Source organism: Selenomonas dianae, assembly GCF_030644225.1.
Classification (GTDB): Bacteria; Bacillota; Negativicutes; order Selenomonadales; family Selenomonadaceae; genus Centipeda; species Centipeda dianae.
On sequence record NZ_CP128650.1, the window covers coordinates 964,556 to 977,638 of the forward strand.

17 protein-coding genes and 2 pseudogenes are annotated in these 13,083 nt (G+C 52.1%); 16 read left to right on the plus strand and 3 right to left on the minus strand.

Going from position 1 to position 13,083, the window contains the following annotated elements; translation table 11 throughout:
- Positions 1 to 6 precede the first annotated feature (6 nt).
- The 5 genes and pseudogenes from QU667_RS04715 (at position 7) to QU667_RS04735 (ending at position 2,630) form a co-directional block, all read left to right on the plus strand.
- Positions 7 to 279, plus strand: coding sequence for a PDDEXK family nuclease (locus QU667_RS04715; RefSeq protein WP_304988163.1), 273 nt, complete (start codon positions 7 to 9; stop codon positions 277 to 279).
- Positions 269 to 1,530, plus strand: a pseudogene (locus QU667_RS04720) (SNF2-related protein). The gene QU667_RS04715 and the pseudogene QU667_RS04720 overlap by 11 nt, the downstream one beginning before the upstream one ends.
- A complete protein-coding gene (locus QU667_RS04725; protein ID WP_304988407.1) occupies positions 1,520 to 1,732 on the plus strand; it encodes a hypothetical protein in 213 nt (70 codons plus the stop codon). Before QU667_RS04720 ends, QU667_RS04725 begins: the two are co-directional and overlap by 11 nt.
- Positions 1,729 to 2,169 carry a hypothetical protein gene (locus QU667_RS04730; RefSeq protein ID WP_304988164.1) on the plus strand — a complete coding sequence of 147 codons (441 nt, stop codon included), beginning with the start codon at positions 1,729 to 1,731 and terminating at the stop codon, positions 2,167 to 2,169. Before QU667_RS04725 ends, QU667_RS04730 begins: the two co-directional genes overlap by 4 nt.
- 107 nt (positions 2,170 to 2,276) lie before the next feature.
- Positions 2,277 to 2,630 carry an HNH endonuclease gene (locus QU667_RS04735; RefSeq protein WP_304988165.1) on the plus strand — a complete coding sequence of 118 codons (354 nt, stop codon included), beginning with the start codon at positions 2,277 to 2,279 and terminating at the stop codon, positions 2,628 to 2,630.
- Between the two features lie 22 nt (positions 2,631 to 2,652).
- On the opposite strand, the gene QU667_RS04740 is transcribed toward QU667_RS04735, so the two are convergent.
- Both QU667_RS04740 and QU667_RS04745 read right to left on the minus strand, forming a co-directional pair.
- Complete coding sequence (locus tag QU667_RS04740; RefSeq protein WP_304988166.1) at positions 2,653 to 2,925, minus strand: type II toxin-antitoxin system RelE/ParE family toxin; 273 nt, start codon at positions 2,923 to 2,925, stop codon at positions 2,653 to 2,655.
- Positions 2,918 to 3,211 carry a type II toxin-antitoxin system RelB/DinJ family antitoxin gene (locus QU667_RS04745; protein WP_006696279.1) on the minus strand — a complete coding sequence of 98 codons (294 nt, stop codon included), beginning with the start codon at positions 3,209 to 3,211 and terminating at the stop codon, positions 2,918 to 2,920. The genes QU667_RS04740 and QU667_RS04745 overlap by 8 nt, the downstream gene beginning before the upstream one ends.
- Before the next feature lie 124 nt (positions 3,212 to 3,335).
- Here QU667_RS04745 and QU667_RS04750 point away from each other — a divergent pair, with 124 nt between their 5' ends.
- The 9 genes and pseudogenes from QU667_RS04750 to QU667_RS04790 all read left to right on the plus strand — a co-directional run bounded on the left by QU667_RS04750 (position 3,336) and on the right by QU667_RS04790 (position 9,910).
- Entirely contained in the window at positions 3,336 to 3,896 is a 561-nt protein-coding gene (locus tag QU667_RS04750; RefSeq protein WP_304988168.1) for a P27 family phage terminase small subunit, read from the plus strand.
- A gap of 12 nt (positions 3,897 to 3,908) precedes the next feature.
- A complete protein-coding gene (locus QU667_RS04755; RefSeq protein WP_304988169.1) occupies positions 3,909 to 5,177 on the plus strand; it encodes a site-specific DNA-methyltransferase in 1,269 nt (422 codons plus the stop codon).
- Positions 5,174 to 5,712, plus strand: a pseudogene (locus QU667_RS04760) (N-acetylmuramoyl-L-alanine amidase family protein). Before QU667_RS04755 ends, QU667_RS04760 begins: the two are co-directional and overlap by 4 nt.
- Positions 5,713 to 5,714: 2 nt before the next feature.
- The gene (locus QU667_RS04765; protein WP_304988170.1) at positions 5,715 to 5,996 is read left to right on the plus strand and encodes a prevent-host-death protein; all 282 of its coding nucleotides are present in this window, start codon (positions 5,715 to 5,717) and stop codon (positions 5,994 to 5,996) included.
- 118 nt (positions 5,997 to 6,114) lie between these two features.
- Complete coding sequence (locus tag QU667_RS04770; RefSeq protein WP_304988171.1) at positions 6,115 to 6,888, plus strand: virulence protein; 774 nt, start codon at positions 6,115 to 6,117, stop codon at positions 6,886 to 6,888.
- The gene (locus QU667_RS04775) at positions 6,872 to 7,108 is read left to right on the plus strand and encodes a DUF4314 domain-containing protein (RefSeq protein ID WP_304988172.1); all 237 of its coding nucleotides are present in this window, start codon (positions 6,872 to 6,874) and stop codon (positions 7,106 to 7,108) included. Before QU667_RS04770 ends, QU667_RS04775 begins: the two co-directional genes overlap by 17 nt.
- Positions 7,105 to 7,281, plus strand: a complete 177-nt coding sequence (locus QU667_RS04780) for a DUF5049 domain-containing protein (protein WP_304988173.1) — start codon at positions 7,105 to 7,107, stop codon at positions 7,279 to 7,281. The genes QU667_RS04775 and QU667_RS04780 overlap by 4 nt, the downstream gene beginning before the upstream one ends.
- A 158-nt stretch (positions 7,282 to 7,439) precedes the next feature.
- On the plus strand, positions 7,440 to 7,718 hold the full coding sequence (locus QU667_RS04785; RefSeq protein ID WP_304988174.1) for an Nmad4 family putative nucleotide modification protein: 279 nt from the start codon (positions 7,440 to 7,442) through the stop codon (positions 7,716 to 7,718).
- An 83-nt stretch (positions 7,719 to 7,801) separates the two neighbouring features.
- On the plus strand, positions 7,802 to 9,910 hold the full coding sequence (locus QU667_RS04790; RefSeq protein ID WP_304988175.1) for a terminase TerL endonuclease subunit: 2,109 nt from the start codon (positions 7,802 to 7,804) through the stop codon (positions 9,908 to 9,910).
- A 110-nt stretch (positions 9,911 to 10,020) separates the two neighbouring features.
- On the opposite strand, the gene QU667_RS04795 is transcribed toward QU667_RS04790, so the two are convergent.
- Positions 10,021 to 11,073: a DUF4238 domain-containing protein gene (locus tag QU667_RS04795; protein WP_304988176.1), complete on the minus strand. Its 1,053-nt coding sequence runs from the start codon at positions 11,071 to 11,073 to the stop codon at positions 10,021 to 10,023.
- 68 nt (positions 11,074 to 11,141) lie between these two features.
- Here QU667_RS04795 and QU667_RS04800 point away from each other — a divergent pair, with 68 nt between their 5' ends.
- Both QU667_RS04800 and QU667_RS04805 read left to right on the plus strand, forming a co-directional pair.
- On the plus strand, positions 11,142 to 12,395 hold the full coding sequence (locus QU667_RS04800) for a phage portal protein (protein ID WP_304988178.1): 1,254 nt from the start codon (positions 11,142 to 11,144) through the stop codon (positions 12,393 to 12,395).
- A complete protein-coding gene (locus QU667_RS04805; RefSeq protein WP_304988179.1) occupies positions 12,385 to 13,074 on the plus strand; it encodes a head maturation protease, ClpP-related in 690 nt (229 codons plus the stop codon). The genes QU667_RS04800 and QU667_RS04805 overlap by 11 nt, the downstream gene beginning before the upstream one ends.
- Positions 13,075 to 13,083 lie beyond the last annotated feature (9 nt).

Consider the following 13,083-nt stretch of genomic DNA (forward strand, 5'->3'; position numbering starts at 1 on the left):
ATATCAATGCGAGAGCGTGATTTGGAAAGATACACCACAATGGTCATAAAATCGCACGGCGGGCTTGCACTGAAGTTCATCTCTCCGGGATATGCAGGTGTACCGGACCGGCTTGTGCTCATGCCGGGCGGCAAGATGTGCTTTATGGAACTCAAGGCTCCGGGCAGGAAAACGTGTCCATTGCAGGTGCGGCGCATCGAGCAGCTGCGTGCGCTCGGATTCAAGGTCTATGTGGTTGATGGGAAAGAAGAGATCGGAGGAATTATCAATGCGCTATGAACCGCATTTCTACCAGACATACGCCAAAGAGTTTATCCTTCAGCACAAGGAAGCCGCGATTTTCTTGGATTGTGGGCTTGGCAAGACCGTCGTCACTCTTACGGCAATCGAAGAACTCCTGCACGACTTCTTTGAGATCAGCAAGGTACTCGTTATCGCTCCGCTGCGTGTGGCGCGGGACACGTGGCCGTCGGAGATCATAAAGTGGGAGCATACGAAAAACATCCGCGCCTCTGTGGCTATGGGAACACCGAGGGAACGGACGGCGGCACTCATGCAGCATGCGGATGTGTATATTATCAATCGGGAAAATGTAAAGTGGCTCATCGAAGAAAGCGGTGTAGCAATGGATTTTGATATGATCGTCATTGATGAACTCTCATCGTTCAAATCTCATCAGGCAAAAAGGTTCCGTGCACTCTTGAAGCTGCGTCCCTCGGTCAAGCGGATTGTGGGGCTGACGGGAACACCGTCGGCAAACGGAATCAGCAGATGGTATTCAGTTACAAGCCCCGTGAGGGCGCGGAGGATGAAATCTACCGCCGGATTGAGGACATTACGATTTCCATGCGTTCCAAGGATTATCTCAAAATGCCGCAGCTCATCTCGAATAGCTTGCGTGTCGCTATGGATGAGCATGAGCGGGAACTCTATGACCAGATGAAGCGGGACATGGTGGTTTCCCTTGGTCCTGCGGAGATTGATGCTGTCAGTGCGGCGGCACTTTCCGGGAAACTCCTCCAGATGGCAAACGGAGCCGTCTATACGGAGGGCGGAAAATCCGTCCACCTGCATGACCGCAAACTGGATGCACTCGAAGATCTTGTCGAGAGTGCGAACGGAAAGCCCGTACTCGTTGCGTACTGGTATCGACATGACCTTGAGCGAATCAAGGACAGATTGCCAGTTCGAGAGATTCGGTCGAGTGCAGATATTGCGGACTGGAATATGGGTAAAATCCCGATTGCCGTGATTCATCCCGCGAGTGCGGGACATGGACTCAATCTTCAGTTCGGCGGTTCGACGCTCATCTGGTTCGGTCTTACATGGAGTTTGGAACTCTACCAACAGACCAATGCGCGTCTCTATCGGCAGGGACAGACGGGCACTGTGGTTATCCACCACATCATTACGGCAGGGACGATGGATGAGAATGTTATGCAGACACTTGAACGAAAGGACAAGACCCAGACGGCTCTGATTGATGCCGTCAAAGCAAATCTGGAGGTGACATCCCATGATGAATTGTGAGGTTCTTGCCAATGCAATCATCGAACAGGCGGCAAAGGATTATCGCTGGGCGCGGACGGTTCTTCGCAAGGCGGCAGAGAATGTTGCGGCGACAGCGATGCGTTCTGAGACGGAGCGGTTCTTTCATTCCGCATGGTTTGGTCAGTTGACGAGTATAAACGGAGAGTGGCTTCTCCAACAGTTAGAGGGGGAATTTGTGTGACGGCAAAGGAATATCTCAGTCAGGCACGGAACATTGACAATGAAATCCAGAGTATGTTGGAGGAGGTCGCTGTTCTCCGCAGCATGGCAGAAAAGACTACTGCCGTCATTACGGGAATGCCGAGCAATGCAACGAGGAACACGTCCCAGCTTTCCGACACCATTGCAAAAATCATCGAGCGTGAAGAGAAGATCGACGCTGAGATTGATCGGCTTGTCGATCTGCGCTCCGAAATCTACGAAACGATACAGCAGGTGGAGGACAAAGAGGCACGGCGTGTCCTGTATCTCCGTTATATGGGTTACCGCTCGTGGGCAGAGATTGCGACGGAGATGAAACTTGGTCTTCGTCAAATCTACCGTCTGCATGGCGTTGGACTGAAAAATATTTCTCCGATGTCACTAAATGTCACTAAATGGCAGTCGATGTCGTCTTGATGTCACTACCTTGACAGTGATATGCTAGACTCAGCAAAAATAGGATATGGAATCAGCCTTCTCGGAGAAGCAATTCTCCGTGAGGGCTTTTTTGATGGAGAAACGTGATGCCGAGAAAACCAAAACGTCCCTGCCGCATGATGGGATGTCCGAACCTTACAGACCGAAAAAGCTGCTACTGTGAGGAGCACGAGAAAATGATGCAGCGGCACTATGACCACTTCACGCGCGGGTATGATCAGCACGCGAGATATGGCAGCGCATGGCGCAGGATTCGTGACCGTCACTTGGCAGGGCATCCACTCTGCGAGAAATGCAAAGAGCGGGGGAGATACGTTCGCGCAACGCTTGTGCATCACATCCGACCGATTTCGGAGGGCGGCACACATGATGAAGACAATTTGATGTCACTCTGCGTATCGTGTCATGAGCGGATTCATCAACGGAAAGTACCAAAATAAAAAGCTGACTTCAATGAATCGGCTAGAAGAGATCGCTATGCGAGCCCATGCGAGAAGCGGTCAGAATCAGTTTCCCTTTGTCGATGGCGTACACAAGTAACCAGTCCGGCATGATGTGGCATTCACGAAAACCAATGTAATCGCCAACCAGAGCATGATCCCGATACCTTTCGGGGAGTTGTTTTTCCGCGCAGAGCATTTGCAGGACATTATCCAGCTTTTGCATATCTGCTCCACGTTTACGCAGCTTCTTTAAATCCTTGCGGAACTGCGTGGTGGTGACGAGATCAAGCATGAGCGTCCTCCGCATCCAGATCATCCATCAGTGCGGACAGCGACGGATAACGCTTCGGCTCAATTTTGCCATCCATGATGTCGCGTGCTTCCTGCATGGCAAGAAGCGTTTCCCTGTTATAACGGGGCTGTTTCGGTTGGAAGGGAAAGCCGCCCTCCATGATGGATGCGTGCAGAAAGATGTTGATGGCGTCGGTCACGGAGATACCGAAACTAGAAAAAACGGTTTCAGCTTGCGCTTTGATTGTCGGCTCAATGCGCATATTAATTGTTGCAGTCTTGGACATGATGGATAACCTCCTTTTGATTATTGTAACGCGAAAGTGAAGCAAATGCAATACGTTCTTGCTCCCTAGGGGCGGTCAAATCTCTAAAACCGCGCCAATCCTTGACCGGGGAGGGGGCGAGAAGATGGCGCGTGACGGAACAAATCGTGGAGGACGGCGCATCCGCGCGGGAGATAAGCCCGAACCACTGGCAGATAGGATTGCGGGCGGGCGAACGGCGCACATCATGGAGTTCCCCATGACAGAACTGGACGGCACAGACCTTGTGGATGCCGCCGATCTCTACGGCGAGGAGATGCCAACGCCGAGCGAGTTCCTGTCGGCACGTCAGAGGAACGGCAAGCCGCTCGGTGCGGATGAGATTTTCCGCGAGACTTGGCTGTGGCTGAAAGAGCGCGGCTGTGAGCGTCTCGTGAATCCTCGTCTCATTGAAAGCTACGCGCAGGCATTTGCCCGCTTCATCCAGTGCGAGGAGGCAATGAGTCAATACGGGCTCATCGGCAAGCATCCAACCACAGGCGGTGCGATTGCAAGCCCCTTCGTCCAGATGGGGCAGGCGTTTCAGAAGCAGTCCAATCTGCTCTGGTATGAGATATTCGACATCGTAAAGCAGAACTGCACCACCACATTCGTCGGCTCTCCGCAGGAAGATCGGATGGAGCAGTTGCTGCGCTCGAGGAAGTAAGGGGGAAGTCATTTGAACAAAACAACATCGGAGATGAAGCTCGTTCCGATCAGCAAGCTCGTCCCGTATGCCAACAATGCACGGACGCATTCGACTGAGCAGATCAACAAGCTGCGCGGCAGTCTGCGTGAGTTTGGATTCGTCAGTCCCGTCATTATCGACAAGGACTACGGCATCCTCGCAGGACACGGGCGCGTTATGGCTGCGCGGGCAGAGAACATCGAGCAAGTTCCATGCGTATTCGTCGATCATCTGACGGAGGCGCAGAAGAAAGCGTACATCCTCGCGGACAACCGTTTCGCACTCGACGCAGGATGGGATGAAGATATGCTGCGCGTTGAGATGGAAGCCCTGCAAGGCATGGACTTCGACATCTCGCTCATGGGCTTCGACGAAGCGGAAATTGCAGACCTGCTCTCTCCGGATGACGGCGAAGCGCAGGAAGACGACTTCGACGTGGATGCGGAACTCGCAAAACCCAGCGTCGCCAAAACAGGGGATGTCTGGCATCTCGGCAAGCACCGTGTTATCTGCGGAGATTCCACTCTCCCGGAGACATACGAGCGGCTGCTCGGCAGTGAGAAAGTCAACCTTGTCTGTACGGACCCGCCGTATTTTGTGGCTCTGGAAAGTTCCTCCGGGAAGATCAAGAACGATGATCTGAATGACAAGGACGCCTACGAGTTCCTCAAATCTGCCTTTACCGCCTTCCACTCGGCAATGGCGACAGACGCCTCCATCTACGTTTTCTACGCAACGGCAAAAGCCCGCATCTTTCATGACGCTTATGAGGATGCGGGCTTTAAAGTTGGCGCAGGTCTGGTGTGGAAGAAAGATCGTCTCGTTCTTACACGGACGGATTGGAAGTACATTCACGAGCCGATCATCTGGGGATGGAGGAAGGATGGACGGCACAGATGGTATGGCGATCAGAAGCAGACCACCGTCTTTGCTTTCGACCGCATCAAAGACTCGAAGAAGGACGGCTGCGGACATCTATCCTCGAAGCCCGTGCCGCTCATCGCCTACCTTGTCAAACAGTGTACGCAGACGAACGGTATCGTTCTTGACGGCTTCCTCGGCTCGGCATCAACGCTCATCGCTTGCGACCAGTTGGGACGCATCTGCTACAGCGTGGAGCTTGAGCCGAAGTTTGTGGATGTGGCGGTCGAACGCTACATCCAGAGTAAGGATGGCAATACCGAAGATGTGTTTTTGGAACGTGATGGTGAGCGCATTCCGTATGCGGACGTTCCGAGAGTAGAGGAGGTATCACAATGAAAGTTTTTCTAAACGCAGGTCATGCCCAGATGGGAATCCAGACCCCGGCGCGTGCGGATATGGGTTGCGGGAATGTGATGTGGCGAAGAACGTCACTGATCTTCTTGCGGGCTACCTTACCGCCGCAGGTGTAGAAGTCGTTGGGAGTCTCCAATCCGACAGTCTGCATGAAGTTGTCTCAGCTTCCAACTCTGCGGATACCGATGTGTTTATCTCCATCCACTGCAACGCCTGTAACGGCAGCGCGAACGGGACGGAGGTCTGGCATTACTACGGCAGCGGCGAAGGGGAGAAGCTGGCACAGTGCATCCAGAATCAGATTGTGGATGCACTCGGAACTGTGGATCGTGGAATCAAATCTGCAAAGCATGGTGTCAACGGCTTGTATGTCCTGAGCAACACGGATGCGGTTGCCGCGCTCGTGGAACTTGCGTTTATTGACCATGCGAGTGACGCAGAGCTTCTGCGGTCGCAGCAGGATGAATTTGCCCGCGCCATTGCGCGTGGGGGAACGGACTATGAAGGAGCGTGTTGAAGATGAAACTGGAACACATTCAAAACGAACTGAAGAATCATGTGGGAGATTTCGTGCGGACGGAGGCAAAGGAAGCGACCGTCCTCTGGCTGCATGAGAAGGGGCTTCCTGCGGCGCGTGAAGTATCGGCGGCGTATACGGCGGCACTTCGTGAGAGCGCCGAGAAGGAGACGGGATGGTGCAGATTCCGCGACCGCATCTTCCTGCCGCTTGTCATTGACGGGGCGATCTGGATGACGGGCAAGATGCTTGAGCGTATGGCCGCTCCACATTCTGTGAAATGATGACACGCTGTGGTTTATCTCACTGAGGCTATGGGTGTATACAACACAATTTGCTTGCTAATTATCCCGGCTAGAGTGATGAATGTAATGACCAAAGTTCATAAAGGAGGTTTTCAAAATGAAGGTCAATTACAACATCCAGAAGGAAGAGCGCAAGGCGATGGTCGGGATCGTCGGCAAGGTGCTGGACATCAAGCCCGCCTACTGCGGCGCACCGAGCTTTTCCTACAAGGTCGGCGCATTCGAGATCACGAAGGACGGCATCCTTTGCTTCGACGATGACGCAGACGAAGCGACTGTTGCGCGTGTGCGCACGGCACTGCGTGAGGCGGGCTTCACGTCCGAGGACGGGGAGAATGAGGCTTCCTGTGGGGACACAGGGGAAGACAAGCCGATCCTGAAAGAATCGACGGTGGAAGAAGTTGCTCTGACTGAGGAAGCCGTCGCGGAATCCGGCGAGGACAGCCTTTCCATCAGTCTCCCGCGCAGCCTCTTTTCGGAAACTGCACTGAACAATCTCGACGCACTCCTTCTGAGCAAAGGGCGGCTCATTCGCCACGCCTTCGACATTCGGGAGGCAACCTACACGCTGACCGATGACCGCATCACCTTCGCATGGCTGCACGGCACGATCACCGACGAGACGGCAAAGGCATACGCTGAGTTCATCAGTAAACTCTGCCTGATGGCACGAGCGCAAAAGCGCGTTACGGCAAAGGAGAAGATTGTGGACAACGAGAAATACGCATTCCGCTGCTTCCTCCTGCGCCTCGGCATGATCGGGAGCGCCTACAAGCAGTCGCGTAAGATTCTCCTGCAGAACCTCATCGGCAGCAGCGCGTTCAAGAGCGGACATCGGAAGGAGGCTGAGGATCATGCGGTTTCCGAGTAAGGAACAGATCGCCGCACTTCGTAAGCGGTACCCGCACGGGGCAAAGGTGGAACTCCTCGGAATGGATGATCCGCAAGCCCCACCGATGGGAACGAGGGGCGAGGTTCTGGGCGTTGATGACGCGGGGCAGCTTCTTGTCCGATGGGAGACAGGATCGTCACTCAGCCTGATCCCAGGCGTGGATTCCTTCCGCATCGTGCAGAAAGGCGGCAGATCATGAACGAGAAGGTTTTCGCACAGATCATGGACATCCGCGATTCGGGGCGAGTGAATATGTTTGACGTTCCCGGTGTTCAGTGCATGGCATTTGAGATGGGATTCTACGAACTGGTCTGCTTCATCGAGGAAGACCGTGCGGCGTATGTGCGGTTTATACTCACGGGTGAAAAATAGCCTACGATCTCAGCGATTCCGCACAGCCTTTCGGGGCTGTGTTTCTCTCGAAAAATAAGTGTAGTTTATCCGAAATACGACTTGCTATATTCCTCGTTTAGAGCAAATATGTAAATGACAAAGGGGACAACCTACACACAGAAAGCGAGGAACACAAAATGAGAAACGCAGAAGCAAGATGGCCGCAGACCACCACGATGGAGCACCTCGATGAAATGCGGTTCGGGACGAGCGGCGCAATCCTTCGCTACGGCGAGCAGATCCTTGTGGTCGGGATGGAGTGTTGGGGCTTCCACGCAGCCGTCTACGAGATGGTCGAAACGCCGGAGGAGACGGGCTTCGCAGACATCGAATGCCGCCTGAACCTCGTCGAAGCCGCCACGGAGCTTTTCGAGGACGGCGGACACGCGATGGCTTGGTGCATGAAGCGCATCTAAGCTATGCCAAACAACAAAACAGCCCTTCGGGGCTGCTTCTCGTATTGCCGCTATTGAGCGGCTTTTTTGATGGGGGTGATTGCTTGCGGAAACTGACGGACTACACACCGACGAAGTTTATGGCAGAGGACGCACACTATGACAAAGCCGCTGCGGATTATGCCGTGGGATTTATTGAGTGTCTGTGCCATACAAAGGGAACGTGGGCAGGAAAGCCCTTCGAGCTGATCGACTGGCAGGAGCGCATTATCCGAGACCTTTTCGGAATATTGAAGCCGAACGGTTATCGGCAGTTCAATACGGCGTATGTGGAGATTCCCAAGAAACAGGGAAAACAGCTTGCACTCGATACGAAAATTCCTACCCCGAGTGGATTTACCATGATGGGCGATATTCGCGTCGGAGATACCGTTTTTGATGAAAACGGACAGCCCTGCCGTGTTGTCGCCAAGAGCGATGTGGACGATACGGAGCAAGCCTATCGGCTGACCTTCCGCGACGGTTCATCCATCGTGGCAGGGGAGCGGCATCTCTGGAATGTGGATTACATCATCGGAGAGCCACGATCCGTCCTTTGGACAACGGGTGAGATTTATCGCCGAACCGTGAAGCATCGGGCGCGGTATGCGGACAACGATAAAGAGGCACACCGTTCCATTATCCGTATCCCTGCGGCAAAGACGCTGCAGATCGAGGAAAGAAACCTGCCCGTTGCTCGCTCCTGTTTTCATTATCTGGCAGACATCGTGCCACTCAAAGAGCGCGTCCCCATGCAGTGCATTCAAGTGGACAGCAAAAGCCATTGTTATCTGGTAGGGGAATCCTTCGTCCCAACCCATAACAGTGAACTTGCCGCCGCCGTTGCACTCCTCCTTTGTTGCGGCGATGGAGAGGAACGCGCCGAGGTCTACGGCTGCGCCGCCGACCGTCAGCAAGCGAGCATCGTGTTCGAGGTCGCAGCAGATATGGTGCGGATGTGTCCCGCACTCAGCAAGCGGGTGAAGATCCTTGCCTCCCAGAAGCGGATGGTGTATCTGCCGACAAACAGCTTCTATCAGGTGCTTTCGGCAGAGGCGTATTCAAAGCACGGCTTCAACATTCACGGTGTTGTATTTGATGAGCTTCACACGCAGCCGAATCGCAAACTCTTTGACGTTATGACAAAAGGCTCGGGCGATGCGCGAATGCAGCCGCTTTACTTTCTCATCACTACGGCGGGGACAGATACACAGTCCATCTGCTACGAGACGCATCAGAAGGCAAAAGACATTCTGGAAGGGAGAAAGATTGATTCGACCTTCTATCCTGTCATCTACGGAGCGAAGGAAGATGAGGACTGGACAGACCCCGAGGTATGGAAACGGTCGAATCCGTCCCTCGGCATCACGGTCGGCATCGACAAGGTACAGGCGGCGTGCGATTCCGCACGGCAGAATCCCGCCGAGGAGAACAGCTTTCGTCAGCTTCGCCTGAATCAGTGGGTGAAGCAGTCCGTACGGTGGATGCCAATGGACAAGTGGGATGCGTGCTCCATGCCCGTGGATGCAGAAGAATTAGAGGGGCGCGTCTGCTATGGAGGACTTGATCTTTCCTCGACGATGGATATTACGGCATTCGTACTCGTATTCCCACCAATCGAGGAGGATGAGCCGTTTGCCGTGCTTCCGTACTTCTGGATTCCCGAGGAGAATATTGACCTGCGTGTACGGCGTGACCATGTGTCGTATGACGTGTGGGAGAGGCAGGGATTCCTTATGACCACCGAGGGAAATGTGGTGCATTACGGATTTATCGAGGCGTTCATCGAGCGGCTTGGTGAGAAGTACAACATCCGCGAGATTGCCTTTGACCGATGGGGCGCGGTTCAGATGGTGCAGAATCTCGAAGGGATGGGCTTTACCGTTGTTCCGTTCGGGCAGGGCTTCAAGGATATGAGTCCACCAACCAAGGAGTTGATGAAGCTGACTCTGGAAAAGAAAATAGCGCACGGCGGGCATCCCGTCATGCGCTGGATGGCAGACAACATCTTCATTCGCACCGACCCTGCGGGGAACATCAAGGCGGATAAGGAGAAGTCCACCGAGCGGATTGACGGCGTGATCGCGCTCATCATGGCGCTCGACCGTGCGATCCGTTGCGGGAATGATACGTCGGAATCGGTGTATGAAAATCGTGGTGTGTGGGTGTTCTAAGTAGTGAGATGATGTTTATGAACTTTTTCAGCAAATTTTCTCGATCACGGGACAAGCCTGCGAATCGTTTCGGATTATGAAAACATGAGAGACAGGCAACATATATTTTTCTAGATATCACGGCACTTATTCGAAATTTGTTCGAGAATATCTCTGCGATTTGAAAAAACTTCATTTTTACAGTGATCTACGATTTGTTGGTTAAAAGAATCTATTTTATCCGTGTCAGCGATTATAATATTTGTGTTTGAGTTTCCTTTAGAACATCCATGCTTATGGGCTATACATAGTTTCATTGCTACAAATGGTGATAAAGGATAGTAAAACTCAGATTTATCCTTTAAATCTCTACCTGTTAAGTTTATCAGCGGAGTATCAGATGTAACAAAAGGAGTGCTTGTTCGGTTTTCTATGCGTTCAATCCAAGTATGCCAATTACGTGATACGTTAAGTGCCATTTTCTCAGCAAAAAAAATTGTTACAAGGTTAGCATGAAAATTCGTGTTTTTATTTCCCATTTTATCTAGATTATCAGCTTTGAATTTCTCAAAACCTTTCTTCTGCGCCTCTATCCTTACAGGAGAACGTAAGTATTGCATAAAAAAGAACCTGTGAAATTCATGCTTGAGATCAATGTTATCCCCGTGTATCATAGCATTAAGGCATATATCCATTAAGTCATCATCACTCTTTTGGCCTTCTCCTGCAATAATTCTAAACTTTATTTCATCGAGCATTGTATTCATTGCAATTTGCATGACACTATCTTGATAAAAAGATACCTCATTCCTAACAATAGAGTCAAGAAACTTATTTTCATTATCAATATCTTCATAATTGCACATAATAGTTTCAACAAAATCGCGTTTAGAGTTGGCATCTGAGAAAATATTTGGATTTAGTGTCATTTTCACGGGCATGTCTTTTTCCATATGGTCGATGAATTGTGTAAGAAGTGATACATCTTCTTGGGTGAATCCCGTTATGTCATAGTAATACTTTTCGAACCCGACATTTGCTAGGAGTACTGGCTTATCTGGCAATTGCGGTTGTGTTCCTATAGGTTTTTTCCGATAGACGAATATTCTACCGTTACTGTCATTTTTTTGATCCCAGCGTTTTAAATATCCACGCCAAACATAATGTTGCGCTTTTGTTCCCACAGTAATCACCTCATTAAAAATAGGTTCTCTTTAATATAAAGAGATAAACATCTAAGGAGTATGATGCTATGAATCTATTTAGCAAAATCTTCCGTTCGCGGGACAAGCCCCAGAATCATCTTGGTGGCTTGTCCTTTTTGTTTGGGCAGACGGCAGCGGGTAAGGCGGTCAACGAGCGAACGGCAATGCAGACAACGGCGGTCTATGCCTGTGTCCGTATTCTTGCCGAATCAATCGCAGGGCTGCCGCTCCATGTCTACGCCTACCAAGGGCAAGGCAAAGAGCGCGTGCCGGAGCATCCGCTGTATTTCCTGCTTCACGATGCGCCGAATCCCGAGATGACCTCCTTTATATTTCGCGAAACAATGATGAGTCACCTTCTTTTGTGGGGGAATGCCTACGCACAAATTTTGCGCGATGGCAGGGGTAAGGTTCTCGGACTCTATCCGCTCCTCCCGGACAAGATGGAAGTCAGCCGTGACAGCCGCACGGGTGAGCTTTACTACACCTACACGAGAAGCACGGAGGAGAATCCGAACTTTGCGGACAAGGGACAGATTCGTTTGCGCCGTGAGGATGTGCTGCATATTCCGGGGCTTGGATTTGACGGACTTGTGGGATATTCACCTATCGCCATGGCGAAGAACGCCATCGGCATTGCTCTTGCGACGGAAGAATATGGCGCGGCGTTCTTCAAAAACGGTGCACGTCCGGGTGGTGTCTTGGAGCATCCCGGTGTCCTCAAAGACCCGTCGAAGCTCCGTGAGAGCTGGCACGCTGTCTACGGTGGTACGATGAACACGGGCAGGATCGCCGTCCTCGAGGAAGGTGTAAAGTATCAGCAGATTGCCATACCGCCCGAGGAGGCGCAGTTCCTTGAGACACGAAAGTTCCAGATCGACGAGATTGCACGGCTCTACCGTGTGCCGCCGCATATGGTCGGGGATTTGGAGAAATCCTCGTTTTCGAACATCGAGCAACAGTCCTTGGAGTTCGTCAAATACACTTTGAATCCATGGGTAATGCGATGGGAGCAGTCGCTGCAGAAAGCATTTCTGACAGAGAAGGAGCGGAAGGCTTATTTCATCCGCTTCAACGTGGACGGGCTGCTGCGCGGGGATTACAAGAGCCGTATGGAGGGATATGCCATTGGTCGGCAGAACGGATGGCTGTCGGCGAACGACATCCGAAGTCTTGAGGACATGAATCCGATTGAATCTACCGAGGGTGGTGATTTGTACCTCATCAACGGGAATATGACAAAACTGAGGGACGCAGGGCTGTTTGCCGGAAGGCAGAAGGGAGTAAGTGATGAAACGTAAATTTTGGAACTGGGTACGGAACGAGGGAGAGAAGCGTGTCTTGCTTCTGGACGGTGAGATTTCGGATGAGACGTGGTGGGGCGATGAAGTCACACCTGCAATCTTTCGCTCTGAACTGAATGCCGCCGAGGGAGATGTTGACCTCTGGATCAACTCACCAGGCGGTGACTGCTATGCGGCGGCACAGATCTACAATATGCTCATGGAGTATAAGGGAAACGTCAATGTCAAAATTGACGGGATTGCGGCTTCTGCTGCATCCGTTGTCGCTATGGCAGGATCAACGGTTGAGATGTCACCCGTGGCCACCATTATGATCCATAATCCGATGACTGTTTCCATCGGAGATACGCACGAGATGGAGCGGACGATCACGTTCCTCTCCGAAATCAAGGAGAGTATCATCAACGCCTACGAGATCAAGACGGGGCTGTCCCGTGCGAAGATTTCACGGCTGATGGATGCCGAGACATGGATGAACGCAAAGAAGGCGGTGGAGCTTGGATTTGCGGATTCCGTTCTCTATGCAGACGTTCAGCGTCCTGTGACCGATGCGGCAGACGGGCTGATCTTCTCCCGTGCCGCCGTCACGAACTCCCTGCTCTCGAAATTCGGGCAGGGAACACACAATGTCGATGCAGAGCCGCTCAAAAGACGGCTCTTTTCTATTTCACACTAACGGAGGGAA

Bases quoted from the DNA above. Each gene is read 5' to 3' on its own strand.
- QU667_RS04715 (WP_304988163.1), top strand. From the start codon at position 7: ATGCGAGAGCGTGATTTGGAAAGATACACCACAATGGTCATAAAATCG.
- QU667_RS04725 (WP_304988407.1), top strand. From the start codon at position 1,520: ATGAATTGTGAGGTTCTTGCCAATGCAATCATCGAACAGGCGGCAAAG.
- QU667_RS04735 (WP_304988165.1), top strand. From the start codon at position 2,277: ATGCCGAGAAAACCAAAACGTCCCTGCCGCATGATGGGATGTCCGAAC.
- QU667_RS04740 (WP_304988166.1), bottom strand. From the start codon at position 2,925: ATGCTTGATCTCGTCACCACCACGCAGTTCCGCAAGGATTTAAAGAAG.
- QU667_RS04745 (WP_006696279.1), bottom strand. From the start codon at position 3,211: ATGTCCAAGACTGCAACAATTAATATGCGCATTGAGCCGACAATCAAA.
- QU667_RS04750 (WP_304988168.1), top strand. From the start codon at position 3,336: ATGGCGCGTGACGGAACAAATCGTGGAGGACGGCGCATCCGCGCGGGA.
- QU667_RS04765 (WP_304988170.1), top strand. From the start codon at position 5,715: ATGAAACTGGAACACATTCAAAACGAACTGAAGAATCATGTGGGAGAT.
- QU667_RS04770 (WP_304988171.1), top strand. From the start codon at position 6,115: ATGAAGGTCAATTACAACATCCAGAAGGAAGAGCGCAAGGCGATGGTC.
- QU667_RS04775 (WP_304988172.1), top strand. From the start codon at position 6,872: ATGCGGTTTCCGAGTAAGGAACAGATCGCCGCACTTCGTAAGCGGTAC.
- QU667_RS04780 (WP_304988173.1), top strand. From the start codon at position 7,105: ATGAACGAGAAGGTTTTCGCACAGATCATGGACATCCGCGATTCGGGG.
- QU667_RS04785 (WP_304988174.1), top strand. From the start codon at position 7,440: ATGAGAAACGCAGAAGCAAGATGGCCGCAGACCACCACGATGGAGCAC.
- QU667_RS04800 (WP_304988178.1), top strand. From the start codon at position 11,142: ATGAATCTATTTAGCAAAATCTTCCGTTCGCGGGACAAGCCCCAGAAT.
- QU667_RS04805 (WP_304988179.1), top strand. From the start codon at position 12,385: ATGAAACGTAAATTTTGGAACTGGGTACGGAACGAGGGAGAGAAGCGT.